General features: G+C 71.2%; 13 protein-coding genes and 1 pseudogene. 4 read left to right on the top strand and 10 right to left on the bottom strand.

Features of this window, described 5'->3' with window-relative positions:
• Positions 1 to 78 precede the first annotated feature (78 nt).
• The 3 genes from ACWCP8_RS02275 to afsQ1 are packed head-to-tail and all read right to left on the bottom strand — an operon-like array spanning position 79 to position 2,914.
• Positions 79 to 705, bottom strand: a complete 627-nt coding sequence (locus ACWCP8_RS02275) for a GerMN domain-containing protein (RefSeq protein ID WP_352270798.1) — start codon at positions 703 to 705, stop codon at positions 79 to 81.
• Positions 702 to 2,240, bottom strand: a complete 1,539-nt coding sequence (locus tag ACWCP8_RS02270; protein WP_352270797.1) for a HAMP domain-containing sensor histidine kinase — start codon at positions 2,238 to 2,240, stop codon at positions 702 to 704. The genes ACWCP8_RS02275 and ACWCP8_RS02270 overlap by 4 nt, the downstream gene beginning before the upstream one ends.
• Positions 2,237 to 2,914 (bottom strand): two-component system response regulator AfsQ1, encoded by a 678-nt coding sequence (gene afsQ1, locus ACWCP8_RS02265; protein ID WP_189275392.1) that lies wholly within the window; start codon positions 2,912 to 2,914, stop codon positions 2,237 to 2,239. The genes ACWCP8_RS02270 and afsQ1 overlap by 4 nt, the downstream gene beginning before the upstream one ends.
• A gap of 181 nt (positions 2,915 to 3,095) precedes the next feature.
• On the opposite strand from afsQ1, the gene ACWCP8_RS02260 reads away from it, so the two are divergent.
• Positions 3,096 to 3,842 carry a SigE family RNA polymerase sigma factor gene (locus ACWCP8_RS02260; RefSeq protein WP_352270808.1) on the top strand — a complete coding sequence of 249 codons (747 nt, stop codon included), beginning with the start codon at positions 3,096 to 3,098 and terminating at the stop codon, positions 3,840 to 3,842.
• A 208-nt stretch (positions 3,843 to 4,050) separates the two neighbouring features.
• Here ACWCP8_RS02260 and ACWCP8_RS02255 read toward each other — a convergent pair.
• Positions 4,051 to 4,500: pseudogene (locus ACWCP8_RS02255) on the bottom strand (LuxR C-terminal-related transcriptional regulator); the annotation flags it as partial.
• A 5-nt stretch (positions 4,501 to 4,505) separates the two neighbouring features.
• Here ACWCP8_RS02255 and ACWCP8_RS02250 point away from each other — a divergent pair.
• Positions 4,506 to 4,937, top strand: a complete 432-nt coding sequence (locus ACWCP8_RS02250; protein ID WP_352270796.1) for a hypothetical protein — start codon at positions 4,506 to 4,508, stop codon at positions 4,935 to 4,937.
• Positions 4,938 to 4,956: 19 nt separating this feature from the next.
• On the opposite strand, the gene ACWCP8_RS02245 is transcribed toward ACWCP8_RS02250, so the two are convergent.
• Positions 4,957 to 5,664 carry a uridine kinase family protein gene (locus ACWCP8_RS02245; protein ID WP_352270795.1) on the bottom strand — a complete coding sequence of 236 codons (708 nt, stop codon included), beginning with the start codon at positions 5,662 to 5,664 and terminating at the stop codon, positions 4,957 to 4,959.
• A 63-nt stretch (positions 5,665 to 5,727) separates the two neighbouring features.
• On the opposite strand from ACWCP8_RS02245, the gene ACWCP8_RS02240 reads away from it, so the two are divergent.
• Complete coding sequence (locus tag ACWCP8_RS02240) at positions 5,728 to 6,129, top strand: hypothetical protein (protein WP_352270793.1); 402 nt, start codon at positions 5,728 to 5,730, stop codon at positions 6,127 to 6,129.
• A gap of 68 nt (positions 6,130 to 6,197) precedes the next feature.
• On the opposite strand, the gene ACWCP8_RS02235 is transcribed toward ACWCP8_RS02240, so the two are convergent.
• Genes ACWCP8_RS02235 through deoC form a run of 3 tightly spaced genes read right to left on the bottom strand, consistent with a single transcriptional unit; the run spans position 6,198 to position 9,612 of the window.
• Positions 6,198 to 7,157, bottom strand: coding sequence for an aldehyde dehydrogenase family protein (locus tag ACWCP8_RS02235; protein WP_352270791.1), 960 nt, complete (start codon positions 7,155 to 7,157; stop codon positions 6,198 to 6,200).
• A complete protein-coding gene (locus ACWCP8_RS02230) occupies positions 7,157 to 8,614 on the bottom strand; it encodes an aldehyde dehydrogenase family protein (protein WP_451113937.1) in 1,458 nt (485 codons plus the stop codon). The genes ACWCP8_RS02235 and ACWCP8_RS02230 overlap by 1 nt, the downstream gene beginning before the upstream one ends.
• A gap of 5 nt (positions 8,615 to 8,619) precedes the next feature.
• Entirely contained in the window at positions 8,620 to 9,612 is a 993-nt protein-coding gene (gene deoC / locus ACWCP8_RS02225) for a deoxyribose-phosphate aldolase (RefSeq protein WP_352270790.1), read from the bottom strand.
• 135 nt (positions 9,613 to 9,747) lie between these two features.
• Between deoC and ACWCP8_RS02220 the strand changes: the two genes are divergently transcribed.
• Complete coding sequence (locus ACWCP8_RS02220) at positions 9,748 to 10,386, top strand: PH domain-containing protein (protein WP_352270788.1); 639 nt, start codon at positions 9,748 to 9,750, stop codon at positions 10,384 to 10,386.
• Positions 10,387 to 10,644: 258 nt separating this feature from the next.
• On the opposite strand, the gene ACWCP8_RS02215 is transcribed toward ACWCP8_RS02220, so the two are convergent.
• Both ACWCP8_RS02215 and ACWCP8_RS02210 read right to left on the bottom strand, forming a co-directional pair.
• A complete protein-coding gene (locus ACWCP8_RS02215) occupies positions 10,645 to 12,285 on the bottom strand; it encodes a phospho-sugar mutase (protein WP_451113936.1) in 1,641 nt (546 codons plus the stop codon).
• A 96-nt stretch (positions 12,286 to 12,381) separates the two neighbouring features.
• The gene (locus ACWCP8_RS02210) at positions 12,382 to 13,206 is read right to left on the bottom strand and encodes a purine-nucleoside phosphorylase (protein ID WP_267002666.1); all 825 of its coding nucleotides are present in this window, start codon (positions 13,204 to 13,206) and stop codon (positions 12,382 to 12,384) included.
• Between the last annotated feature and the right edge of the window lie 72 nt (positions 13,207 to 13,278).

Below are 13,278 nucleotides of genomic sequence, written 5' to 3'. Positions count from 1 at the left end.
CGCGGCTACCGGCAGGATCGGTTCCGCCTCGCCCCAGGATGACCTGAAGACCACATGAAAACCCCGGGGGACCGGCCGTCAGGACAGCTTGGCCGCGCCGAGCGTCGGCACGGCCTCCGGCCGGGCCTTCGTCTCCGAGGTGCACAGATAGGCGCGCGGCGCGTAATTCCCCGGCCCGCCGAGCACCACCGTGCCGTCCGAGGCCAGCGACTCGCTCTCCGCGTACGTGCACACGATCTGTGCCAGAGCCTCCGACGGCAGGTCCTCGGGCTGCTCGCTGAGCCGTAGCACGGCCGCCGGATCGTCCCCGCGGGCCCCGCTGATCTGCAGGTTCGCCGGTACGTCCGTGGAGAAGCCGGCCTGCCGCTCATCGGCGGCCGGCTCCTCCTGAAGCTCGTCGAGGAGCGCCTGCGCGACCCGGATCCGGTCGGACTTCGCCTCGTGGATCTGCACCGAACGGTCCACCGTGACCAGCTGCGAGGCACAGATCAGATAGATCTGCACCGGGATCCCCTGCATCGCCTGAGTGCTGACGTCCTCCGCGGACATCGAGCACGGCACCCGGGACGGCGCGGCCCCGGCGTCGACCGGCACCGAAGTGGTCCTGATCCCGCACCCGGCGGCCAGCACTGCGCAGACGACGGCGCCGGCCAGTGCTCCGGCCGTGCGGCGCGCCCGCCGCGTACCACGGTTGCTGCGCCTCACGTCGCGTCCCCCTTCTCGTCCCGGGCCTCGGCTCCGTGGTCCCGCGCGGTGCGGGTGAGCTCTTCGGCATCGCGCGGCAGACGCAGCACGAACACCGCGCCGTCGCCGTCCGGCGAGTTCGCGGCCGTGATGTCACCGCCGTGGATGTGCGCGTTCTCCATGGCGATCGACAGTCCGAGCCCGCTGCCCTCCGAACGCGGCCGGGAGGCACTGGCCTTGTAGAAGCGGTCGAAGACGTGCGGCAGGACGTCCTCCGGGATGCCCGGGCCGTGGTCGCGCACCTCGATGACGAGTTCGTCGCCGTCGGTCCGTACCGATACCCGTACCGGCGATCCGCCGTGCTTCAGCGCGTTGCCGATCAGATTCGCCAGGATCACGTCGAGCCTGCGCGGATCGAGGCGGACCATCATGCCGCGCTCGGCGTCCAGATCCACCGCGTCCAGCCAGGCGCGGGCGTCGATGCAGGCGGTGACCTGGTCGGCGACATCGACCGTGTCGAGGACGAGCCGGGCCGTACCCGCGTCGAAGCGGGTGACCTCCATCAGGTTCTCCACCAGGTCGTTCAGCCGCCTGGTCTCGCTGACCACCAGATGCACGGCGGGCGCGATCATCGGGTCGAGGCTGTCGGCCTCGTCCTCCAGCACCTCGGCGACGGCGGTGATCGCGGTGAGCGGGGTGCGCAGTTCGTGCGACATGTCGGCGACGAACCGGCGGCTGGACTCCTCCCGCGCGCTCATGTCCGCGACCTTCTTCTCCAGAGAACTCGCGGCTCTGTTGAACGTACGGGAGAGATCGGCGAGTTCATCGGTGCCGGACACCACGAGCCGGGTGTCGAGCTTGCCCTCACCGAGCTTGCGCGCCGCGTCACCGAGCCGCTGCACCGGCCGCAGCACCGTCGTCGCGGCGGCCTGCGCGAGCAGCGCGGAGCCGACCAGAGCAAGTCCGGTGGCGATCCCCAGCGACCACGCGAGGGAGTTGAGGTCCTGCCGCTCCTGGTCGAGCGACTTCAGCATGTAGCCGGTCGGACCACCACCGATGATCCTTGTGCCGGCCACCAGGTAGGGCGTACCGCGGATCGAGGTGCGCTGCCAGAACAGGTGGTACGGGTACGTGTTGCCCGCCTCCGCCGGCTGCTTCCTGTTGACCTGCTGCTGCAACGAGAGCGGCACGTTGTCGAGCGTGAACGTGTCCAGATTGGAGTTGCCCACGATCGGCTTGTCGCCGTCGCGCTTGTCGACGAGCAGCACGCTGTAACCGGGACTGCTGCTCGCCATCTGCACGGCGGCGTTCTGCAGATCGTCCTTGGTGGGGCGCAACGGCAGCGACGCCGCCCGGTTCTGCATCTCCTGCCGGAAGTCCCCGAGCGCCGCGTCCTGCGTACGCGTCAGCACGGCCTCGCGGTTGAGCCAGTACGCGATCCCCGATGCGGATACCGCGGCGGTCAGCGCCACCAGCGCGAACACGACGACGAGCCGCAGCCGCAGACTGGTCCAGCGAAGACCGGCGAGCAGGCTGCGCTTGGCAGCAGCGGTCACTGCGGCGAGTCCAGCCGGTAGCCCACGCCCCGCACCGTACGGATCAGGGTCGGTGAGGACGGTACGTCCTCCACCTTGGCCCGCAGCCGCTGCACACAGGCGTCGACGAGCCGGGAGTCACCGAGATAGTCGTGCTCCCACACCAGCCGCAGCAACTGCTGCCGCGACAGGGCCTGTCCGGGTCTGCGGCTCAGCTCCAGCAGGAGCCGCAGCTCGGTCGGCGTGAGCTGCAGGTCCTCCCCGTTCTTGGTCACCGTCATCGCGGAACGGTCGATGACCACATTGCCGAACGTCGCCGAGTCGGTGGACTCGCGCTCGCCGCGGCGCAGCACCGCACGGATCCGGGCGTCGAGCACCCGGCCCTGCACGGGCTTGACCACATAGTCGTCGGCGCCGGACTCCAGTCCGACCACGACATCGATGTCGTCGCTGCGCGCCGTCAGCAGAATGATCGGCAGCTGGTCGGTGCGCCGGATGCGCCGGCACACCTCGAAACCGTCGATGCCGGGCAGCATCACATCCAGCACGATCAGGTCCGGCCGCTGCTCGCGCAGCAGTTTCAGGCCGTCCTCTCCCGTCGCCGCGGTGGCCACACGGTGGCCCTGGCGTGACAACGAGAGTTCGAGGGCCGTGCGGATGGCGTCGTCGTCCTCGATCAGCAACAGGAAAGGCACGGGGGTCATTCTGGCCCATGGGAGAGCCTCAGTTCGACCGTTGGCGGCCTCTCATTCGGACGGCACGCCGGTCGGAGGGCCTGTGACAGGTCTGTGACAGTCGGCGGACAGCGCCATGAAACTGCCCGGGCAAGCTCATTGGCACATGGAACGGACGGACTCCATCGACGGGGGGCGCGAGATGAACGCACTGCACAGCACCACCTCAAGCGCAGTTGTCACGCGTCTCCACGACGTCGGCAGGAGCACCGAGAAGTCCGGTGCCGCAGGGCGGGGGTGCGCTCGTGGCGTCGGGCGGCAGCACACGTCGTACATGACGGTGGTCGACGCATCTGCGGGGGGCAACGGGGGAGCGGTGTACGGGGAGGGCCCGGGGGAGCGGAAGCCCCTGGCGGAGATCGCGGACGCCGAAGAGGCGTTCACGGCCTACGTCCAGGAGCGCCGCGCCTCCCTGTACGCAACCGCCTACCACCTGACCGGTGACCGGTTCGAGGCCGAGGACCTGCTGCAGAGCGCTCTCTTCTCGACGTATCGGGCATGGGACCGGATCAGCGACAAGGCGGCGGTCGGCGGGTATCTGCGCCGCACCATGACCAATCTGCACATCAGCGCCTGGCGTCGGCGCAAACTGAACGAATACCCGACCGAGGAGCTGCCGGAGACGGCCGGCGACACGGACGCGATGCGCGGTACGGAGCTGCGCGCCGTGCTCTGGCAGGCGCTGGCGCGGCTGCCGGAACTCCAGCGCACGATGCTGGTCCTGCGGTACTACGAGGGGCGCACGGACCCGGAGATCGCGTCGATCCTCGACATCAGTGTCGGCACGGTGAAGTCGAGCATCTGGCGGTCGCTGCGACGGCTGCGCGAGGACGAGGTGCTGAGCTTCGGCCGTGACGAGGAGGAGTCCTTCGGCGAGCTGGTGGCCTGAAGGCAGCGGGGGGAACCGGGGACTGCCGCTTCGGGGGGAGCGGTGGGTTCACGGGGGAACACAGCAGGGTCGGACGGGCCGGGGGGTCCTGTCCGGCCCTGAGGTGCGTCTGGGGGCGGACGCGGGGGTGGCGGGGCTCCGCCCCGGACCCCGGTGCTCGCGCGCCGGGCGGGCCGGAGGGGGCCGGGCGGGCTCGAAGGTGTCGTGGTCAGTCGCGGGAGCCCGGGACGACCAGGCCTGATTCGTAGGCCGTCACCACCGCTTGGGTTCGGTCGCGCAGGGCCAGTTTGGCCAGGATTCGGCTGACGTGCGTTTTTACCGTCTCCTCCGTGATCAGCAGGCGCGCCGCGACCTCCGGGTTGGACAGGCCCTCCGCGACCAGGCGCAGGACCTCGGTCTCCCGGGGGGTAAGTGCTGCGAGGATTGCCGGGGGAGAGGGGTTCGGCTTGCGGTGCCGGCCGGCGAATTCGCTGATCAGGCGGCGGGTGACCGTCGGCGCCAGCAGCGCCTGGCCGGCCGCGATGACGCGTACCGCGTCGAAGAGCCGCTCCGCGGTGATGTCCTTGAGCAGGAAGCCGCTGGCCCCGGCGCGCAGGGCGTCGTACACGTACTCGTCCAGGTCGAACGTGGTCAGGATGAGGATGCGGGGGCCGTCCGGTCGCGGTGCTCGGCTGCCTGCTGGCGGCGGGACTGATCCTGCCGGGCAACGGTTTCACGACGGCGCCGGGCCGGGCGCTGTTGTCCCCGGCCGACGGTCCGACGCTGCGCGCGGCGGCCGGGTCGGTGCTGTACCTGGTGCTGATCGCCCTGCTCGGCCTGGGCGCGGCCACCGCGGTCCGGGACTCGGCGGCGGCGGTCGGAGTCGTGCTCGGCCTGCTCTTCGTCCTGCCGATTCTCACGCAGCTGGTCACCGATCCGGACTGGCACCGGCACCTGCAGCAGATCGCCCCGATGACAGCGGGGCTCGCCGTCCAGGCCACTGTCGATCTCGACACGCTCCCCATCGGCCCGTGGGCCGGGCTGGGGGTGCTCGCCGGCTGGGCGGTGGCCGCGCTGCTCGGAGGCGGGCTGGCACTCAGGCTGCGGGACGCGTGAACTCCCGGCGTCTTCCCGGCTACGCCACCTCGCGTGCCACCGGGGCCCGGCGGCAGCGGCCGGCCGCTGCCGCGGCCAGTCGGCCCAGCGCCTCCTGCTTCCCGCAGGGATACGCGCCGAGTGCCGTCTGGCGCGCCACGATCCGTCGTTCCGCCCGCATCAGGCGCCATCCCCGACGCAGCAGGAACGGCACCGATTTCCGGCCCTCGCGCAGATCCCGCAGCAGCCTGCGGCGGAACGTCGTCGTCGGGCGGCCGCGCAGGCACAGGGCGTCCGCCAGGACACCCAGGTCCTGGCACCGCTCCACTATCTCCGCCGCGAAGATGCCTTCGGCCACGAACAGCGGCGTGCGCTCGATGTGGAGCGCCTCGCAGTCGACCCGGGAGCTGGTGGAGATGTCGTACACCGGGACGTTCGTACGTCCGGTGCGGCACAGCTCCGTGATGGCGGCGACCGCCGCGTCGGCGTCCCAGGACTGTGCGGAGTCCCAGTCGATGTCCGAACTGCCCGGGACCAGCGGCAGCGTGGGGTCGTCGCCCTCCTTGTAGAAGTCGTCCAGGCGCAGCACCGGAAGGTCGGTGCGGGCGGCGAGGGAGGACTTGCCGGAGCCGGAGGGGCCCGCGAGCAGCACGACGCGGGTCGGGATCGGTTGGGGACTCACGGGACACCAGTGTGAGGCATTGACCCGTGCAGGGAACCCCCCGGTCCCCCTGTTGGTATCCAGCATCACAACTCAACTACGCTACGTGCCCAGATGATTACTCGATCGTTTCGATCAGGTGGGAACTCCATGGCACGTCATGCACTTTCCAGGTCCCGGCGCCGTGCGCTGCTGCGTGCAGGTCTGACCGTCACCGCGGTGGGCGCCGCGCTCGGTGCGGGGGGTGCGGCGGCGCAGGCGGCGCCGCTGCCCGTCGCGCCGGCCTCGGGCGCCGACAGCAGCCTCGGTGCGGTCGGCGAGGCGGCCGGCGGCGCGACCGGGGCGCTCGGGCACGCGGTCTCGCCGGTCACGCAGCTGCAGCTCGACCCGCTGGCCAGGACGGGTGTGGACCCGCTGGCGAACGGGGTGGGCACGCAGGTCGCGGACTTCAAGCCGCTCTCCACGGGCGTCGCCACCGATCCGCTGACCAGCGGCGGCGCGCTGAAGGACCTGCCGGTGCTGGGGCAGGTCACGGGGCTGCTGCACGGCTGATCCCGGCGCACAGGGCTGCGGCCCGCCCCTCCGGAGTGTTCCGGAGGGGCGGGCCGCAGCCGCGTCGGTCAGTAGGAGGAACCCGAGACGCCGAGCGCGCCCGTGGGGTGCCAGACCGTCTTGGTCTCCAGGAAGGCCGTCAGGCGGCGGGTGCCCGGGTCGGCCGACCAGTCTTCTCTGTCCACAGCCTGTGGATGAGCGGCGCCCTGCGCCTCCTTCTCGGGGCGGTGGCGGGAGACGGGTGGGCGGAGAACTCGCTTCAGATTGTCCGCCGCCGCGATCTCCAGTTCCTTCGCCAGTTCGGCGTCGGCGCCCGTGAGGTCGATCGCGTTGACGTCCTGGTGGGCCGCGAGCGGGGCCGCGAGCTCCGCCGTCCTCCCGGACAGGATGTTCACCACACCGCCCGGCAGGTCGGAGGTGGCCAGCACCTCACCCAGGGACAGCGCCGGCAGCGGGGCGTCGGCGGACGCGATGACGACGGCCGTGTTGCCGGTCGCGATCACCGGGGCGACGACCGACACCAGGCCCAGGAACGACGAGTGCTGCGGGGCGACGACCGTGACCACACCGGTCGGCTCGGGCGTGGAGAGGTTGAAGAAGGGGCCCGCGACCGGGTTCGCCCCGCCCACGATCTGGCCGATCTTGTCGGTCCACCCCGCGTACCAGACCCAGCGGTCGATGGCCGCGTCCACGACGGCCGCCGCCTTGGACTTCGACAGCCCCTCCGCGTCCGCCACTTCGCGTACGAACTGGCCCTTGCGGCCCTCCAGCATCTCCGCGATGCGGTAGAGGATCTGGCCGCGGTTGTACGCCGTCGCGCCCGACCATCCGCCGAACGCCTTGCGGGCGGCCACGACCGCGTCACGCGCGTCCTTGCGGGACGACTGCGGGGCGTTCGCCAGCCACTTGCCCTTGGAGTCCGTCACCTCGTACACCCGGCCGCTCTCGGAGCGGGGGAACTTGCCCCCGACGTACAGCTTGTAGGTCTTGAAGACGCTCAGTCGGTCACTGTGCTCAACTGCATTCATCAACGCTCGCCCTCCGGGCTCGACGGGGCGAGGTACGCCTCCAGGCCGTGACGGCCGCCTTCGCGGCCGAAGCCCGACTCCTTGTAGCCGCCGAACGGCGAGGTCGGGTCGAACTTGTTGAACGTGTTGGCCCAGACGACGCCCGCCCGAAGCTTGTTCGCCACCGCGAGGATGCGGGAGCCCTTCTCCGTCCAGATGCCGGCCGACAGTCCGTACTGGCTGTTGTTGGCCTTGGCGACCGCCTCGTCCGGCGTGCGGAACGACAGGACGGACAGCACCGGGCCGAAGATCTCGTCGCGGGCGATGGTGTGCGCCTGGGTGACGTTCGTGAACAGCGTCGGGGCGAACCAGTAGCCGGACGACGGGAGTTCGCAGGGGGCGGACCAGCGTTCGGCGCCCTCCGCCTCGCCCGTCTCGACCAGCGCCGTGATCCGGGAGAGCTGCTCCTGGGAGTTGATCGCGCCGATGTCGGTGTTCTTGTCCAGCGGGTCGCCGAGGCGCAGCGTGGACAGCCGTCGCTTCAGGGAGTCCAGCAGCTCGTCCTGGATCGACTCCTGGACGAGGAGGCGCGAGCCCGCGCAGCAGACCTGGCCCTGGTTGAAGAAGATGCCGGTGACGATGCCCTCGACGGCCTGGTCGATCGGGGCGTCGTCGAAGACGATGTTCGCGCCCTTGCCGCCCAGCTCCAGGGTGACCTTCTTGTCCGTGCCCGCGACCTGGCGGGCGATGGCCTTGCCGACCGCGGTCGAGCCGGTGAAGGCGACCTTGTTGACGTCAGGGTGCTCGACGAGGGCCGCGCCCGCGTCCCCGTACCCGGTGAGGATGTTCACGACACCCCTCGGCAGGCCCGCCTGGCGGCAGATGTCCGCGAAGAACAGCGCGGAGAGCGGGGTCGTCTCGGCGGGCTTCAGGACCACCGTGTTGCCGGTGGCCAGCGCCGGGGCGATCTTCCAGGCCAGCATCAGCAGCGGGAAGTTCCACGGGATGACCTGGCCCGCGACGCCGAGCGGGCGGGGGTTCGGGCCGTAGCCGGCGTGGTCGAGCTTGTCCGCCCAGCCCGCGTAGTAGAAGAAGTGCGCCGCGACCAGCGGAAGGTCCGCGTCGCGGGTCTCCTTGATCGGCTTGCCGTTGTCGAGGGTTTCGAGAACGGCGAGCTCGCGGCTGCGCTCCTGGATGATCCGGGCGATCCGGAAGAGGTACTTGGCGCGCTCGGAGCCGGGCAGCGCCGACCACTTCTCGAACGCCTTGCGGGCCGCCTTCACGGCCCGGTCGACGTCAGCGGCGCCGGCCTGCGCGACCTCGGAGAGGACCTCCTCGGACGACGGGGAGACCGTCTTGAAGACCTTGCCGTCGGCCGCGTCGGTGAACTCGCCGTCGATGAACAGCCCGTACGAGGGAGCGATGTCGACGACCGACCGCGACTCGGGGGCGGGTGCGTACTCGAATGCAGATGCCATGGGGATCAGTCCACCGTCACGTAATCGGGGCCGGAGTAACGGCCTGTGCTCAGCTTCTGACGCTGCATCAGCAGGTCGTTCAGCAGGCTGGAGGCGCCGAAGCGGAACCAGTGGTTGTCCAGCCAGTCCTCGCCGACGGTCTCGTTGACCAGGACGAGGAACTTGATCGCGTCCTTCGAGGTGCGGATGCCGCCGGCCGGCTTCACACCGATCTGCACACCGGTCTGCTCCCGGAAGTCGCGCACGGCCTCCAGCATCAGCAGCGTGTTCGCGGGCGTGGCGTTCGTCCCGACCTTGCCGGTCGACGTCTTGATGAAGTCCGCGCCCGCCAGCATCCCGAGCCAGGAGGCGCGGCGGATGTTGTCGTACGTGGAAAGCTCGCCGGTCTCGAAGATGACCTTGAGGCGGGCGTCGGTGCCATCGGCACGGGCGCACTCGGCCTTCACGGCGAGGATCTCCTCGTACACCTTGAGATAACGGCCGGAGAGGAACGCGCCCCGGTCGATCACCATGTCGATCTCGTCGGCCCCGGCGGCCACGGCGTCGCGGACATCCGCGAGCTTGATGTCGAGCGCGGCGCGCCCGGACGGGAAGGCCGTCGCGACGGACGCCACCTTCACGCCGGAACCGGCCAGTGCGGTGACGGCCGTCGCCGCCATGTCGGGGTAGACGCAGACCGCGGCGGTGCGCGGGGTCGTGCGGTCGGTCGGGTCGGGGTTGACGGCCTTGGCGGCGAGAGCCCGGACCTTGCCCGGGGTGTCCGCGCCTTCCAGCGTCGTCAGGTCGATCATCGAGATGGCGAGGTCGATCGCGTACGCCTTGGCCGTCGTCTTGATCGAACGGGTGCCGAGGGACGCGGCGCGCGCTTCGAGGCCGACGGCGTCGACGCCGGGCAGCCCGTGCAGGAAGCGGCGCAGCGCGCTGTCGGACGCGGTCACGTCGGAGAGGGGGGTACCTCCCACGCGTTCGGCCGTGGTGGAGGGTGCAGTGCTGGGCATGGTCACCAGAGGAGCATATCTACGCGCGTAGCGGCCTGTACAGGGGGACCCGCATTCCGGGTTTGTGAGGGTGCCGGGCCGGTGGGTGGGTGGCCGCTCCGGCGGGCCCCCCGCGCATCAGGCAGAATCGGGCCCATGACGAGCCCCACGCCCCCAGCCGAGCCGACCTACGCCGACCGGACGTTCCGGTCGCCCGCCGGGCTGGTGGGCGGTGTGCTGCTGCTCCTGCTCGTCGGGTGGATCGGCGGCGACGCCGTGTTCCGGGGTGCCGGCCGGGTGCCGTGGCTGGCGCTCGCCGGGCTGCTGACGGTCGTGCCGTTGATCGTGGCGTTCACGCTGCGGCCGGTGGTGCTCGTGAACGCCCGGCGCATCCGGATCCGCAACCCGTTCCGTACGATCACGGCGCCGTGGACGGCGGTCGCGGATGTGCGGGCCGGGTACTCCAGTGAACTGTTCACGCAGGACGGCACGAAGTTCCAGCTGTGGGCGGTGCCGGTGTCGCTGCGGCAGCGGAAGAAGGCGGCGCGGCAGCAGACGCTGAAGGCGCAGGACGATCCGTACCGGCGGACGTCCGTGCATGCGGATGTGCGGGACACGAACGCGCGGATCGCCGCGGCCGACCAGACGGTGCGGGACCTGCGGGAGATGGCCGAGCGGGCGGGGGACGGCGGCGCCGAGGGCGCCGGGACAGTTGTTGTCCGGTGGGCGTACGAGGTGATTGCGCCGGCGGTCGCGGGTGCGGTGGCACTGGTCGTGCTGTTCGCGGTGGCGTAGGCGGCCGGTACGGCCTGCGGCCGCGCTTTGTCCTTGTCGCCGGACCGACATTCCACGGATGGCGCCGGCCTGCCTGCCCCGCTCGTAGCGAGACCTTCGGGACGTCCAGCGCCGTCCTCGGGTGTGCGCGCCGTTCCGCGCCGGGCTGCGGCGCCCCCGCCCAGGGCCTGTACTGGGGCGATCTGATGCTCCAGTCCTGCGTGGGACCGGACACCGGCTTCACGTACCTGATGCGTGAATGACGGTGCCCGCACCCGCTCAGATCCCCGCGGCCGCCGACAGATCCCGCTTGATTCCGGCGAGCAGCTCGGCGCCCTTCGCGCGGGCGGCGGGCAGTTCGTCCGCCGAACCCACCGGCACCACGACCTCCAGGTAGCACTTCAGCTTCGGCTCGGTGCCGCTCGGGCGGACGATCACCCGGGCACCGTCGAGGTGGTAGCGCAGCCCGTCGGTGGGCGGCAGCTGCTCCGTACCCTCCGACAGGTCCTCGGCCGAGGTGACGGCGAGGCCCGCGAGTGCGGTCGGCGGGGTGTCGCGCAGCCGCCGCATGGCGTCCGCGATGACCGAGAGGTCCTCCACCCGGACCGACAGCTGGTCGGTGGCGTGCAGTCCGTGCTGGACCGCGATGTCGTCGAGGAGATCGAGGAGCGTACGGCCCTGCTCCTTGAGCACGGAGGCCAGCTCGGCGACGAGCAGGGCGGCCGTGATGCCGTCCTTGTCGCGTACACCGTCGGGGTCGACGCAGTAGCCGAGCGCCTCCTCGTACCCGTACCGCAGGCCGTCGACGCGGGCGATCCACTTGAAGCCGGTCAGCGTCTCCTCGTAGCCGTTGCCCGCCTTCTCGGCGATCCGGCCGAGCAGCGACGACGACACGATGGACTCGGCGAAGACGCCGGTGGCACCCCGGGCGACCAGATGCGCGGCGAGCAGCGCGCCGACCTCGTCGCCGCGCAGCATGCGCCAGCCGCCGTCCGCGGTGGCGTCCGGCACGGCCACGGCGCAGCGGTCGGCGTCCGGGTCGTTGGCGATGACGATGTCCGGGTTCGCGCGCCGGGCGGTGGCGAAGGCGAGATCCATCGCGCCGGGCTCTTCCGGGTTGGGGAAGGCGACGGTGGGGAACGCCGGGTCGGGCTCGGCCTGTTCGGCGACCAGTACGGGCGTGGGGAACCCGGCGCGCGCGAAGGCGGCGGTCAGGACGGACGTGCCGACGCCGTGCATCGCCGTGTACACGACCTGGGCGGTCCGCGGGGTGGCCGCGTCCAGCACCGCGTCCGTACGGGCCAGATAGGCGTCCAGGACCTCCTCGCCGAGGATCTCCCAGCCGCTCCCCGGCCGGTCGACGCCGGCCAGCGGGCCGACCGCGGCGATCGCGTCGGCGATCTCGCCGTCCGCCGGGGGCACGATCTGCGAGCCGTCACCGAGGTAGACCTTGTAGCCGTTGTCGCGCGGCGGGTTGTGACTGGCGGTCACCTCGACGCCGGCGACGGCACCCAGATGCCTTATGGCGTACGCCAGGACGGGGGTGGGCAGCGGGCGGGGGAGGACCGCCGCCCGCAGGCCGGCGCCCGTCATCACGGCCGCGGTGTCGCGGGCGAAGTCGGCGGACTTGTAGCGGGCGTCGTACCCGATGACGACCAGGCCGCCGGTCTGCCCCTTCGCGTTCAGATAGGCGGCGAGCCCGGCGGCGGCGCGGATGACGACGGACCGGTTCATCCGCATCGGCCCGGCCCCCAGCTCACCACGGAGCCCGGCGGTACCGAACTGCAGCGTGCCGGCGAACCGTGCGGCGAGCGCGTCGAAATCCTCGGCTTCGATGAGCTTGGCGAGCTCGTCGCGGGTCTCGGGGTCGGGGTCCTCGGCGAGCCAGGTCCTGGCCTGCGCGATGAGGTCCTGCTGCACGGTGTCCGCCTTTCGGGGGTGGGATGGTTTCTTGGGGGTGCGGGCGGGTGGGCCGCTGCGCGGGGCCCTACCGTCCGCCGCAGGAACGACGCCCGCTCAGATGCGGTCCAGCACCCGCGCCAGCAACGACCCCATCCGGGTCGCCGAGTCCCGCCCCGCCTGCAGCACCTCTTCATGGTTCAGCGGCTCCCCGCTCAGCCCGGCAGCCAGATTCGTGACGAGCGAAATACCCAGCACCTCGGCCCCCGCCTCCCGCGCAGCGATCGCTTCGAGCACGGTCGACATGCCCACCAGGTCGCCGCCCATGACCCGCACCATGTTGATCTCGGCCGGAGTCTCGTAGTGCGGGCCGGGGAACTGCACGTACACGCCCTCTTCGAGCGTCTCGTCGATCTCCTTGCACAGCGCGCGCAGCCGCGGCGAGTACAGGTCGGTCAGGTCGACGAAGTTGGCGCCGATGATCGGCGAGGCCGCGGTCAGGTTGATGTGGTCGCTGATCAGGACCGGCTGCCCCGGGCGCATGCCCTCGCGCAGACCGCCGCAGCCGTTCGTCAGGACGATGGTCTTGCAGCCCGCGGCGACGGCGGTACGGACGCCGTGTGCGACGGCGGCGACGCCGCGCCCCTCGTAGAAGTGCGTGCGGCCGAGGAAGACCAGGGCGCGCTTCTCGCCGATCCGGTACGAGCGGATCGTGCCGCCGTGGCCCTCGACGGCCGGCGCAGGGAAGCCGGGCAGTTCGGTCACCGGGAACTCGGCCTCCGGCGTGCCGAGCGCGTCGCCCGCAGGTGCCCAGCCGGAACCCATCACGAGCGCGACGTCGTGGGTCTCGGCGCCGGTCAGCTCGCGCAGTCGGGCGGCGGCGTCGGCAGCGGCGGCGTGCGGGTCGCCCTGGATGTTGTCCGGAATAACAGATGCGTTCACGCGGATGAGCGTAACCGGTGAATCCCTACGCGCGTAGATGCTCATGCAGAGAGTCTGCACACGCCTCTTCGT

It is taken from the genome of Streptomyces sp. NPDC002206 (assembly GCF_053593595.1).
Note: the sequence above shows the minus strand (reverse complement) of the source record. Positions and strands in the feature narration are given on the sequence as shown.

Bases quoted from the DNA above. Each gene is read 5' to 3' on its own strand.
- ACWCP8_RS02235 (WP_352270791.1), bottom strand. From the start codon at position 7,157: ATGAATGCAGTTGAGCACAGTGACCGACTGAGCGTCTTCAAGACCTAC.
- ACWCP8_RS02220 (WP_352270788.1), top strand. From the start codon at position 9,748: ATGACGAGCCCCACGCCCCCAGCCGAGCCGACCTACGCCGACCGGACG.
- deoC (WP_352270790.1), bottom strand. From the start codon at position 9,612: ATGCCCAGCACTGCACCCTCCACCACGGCCGAACGCGTGGGAGGTACC.
- ACWCP8_RS02240 (WP_352270793.1), top strand. From the start codon at position 5,728: ATGGCACGTCATGCACTTTCCAGGTCCCGGCGCCGTGCGCTGCTGCGT.
- ACWCP8_RS02260 (WP_352270808.1), top strand. From the start codon at position 3,096: ATGAACGCACTGCACAGCACCACCTCAAGCGCAGTTGTCACGCGTCTC.
- ACWCP8_RS02245 (WP_352270795.1), bottom strand. From the start codon at position 5,664: ATGCTGGATACCAACAGGGGGACCGGGGGGTTCCCTGCACGGGTCAAT.
- ACWCP8_RS02230 (WP_451113937.1), bottom strand. From the start codon at position 8,614: ATGGCATCTGCATTCGAGTACGCACCCGCCCCCGAGTCGCGGTCGGTC.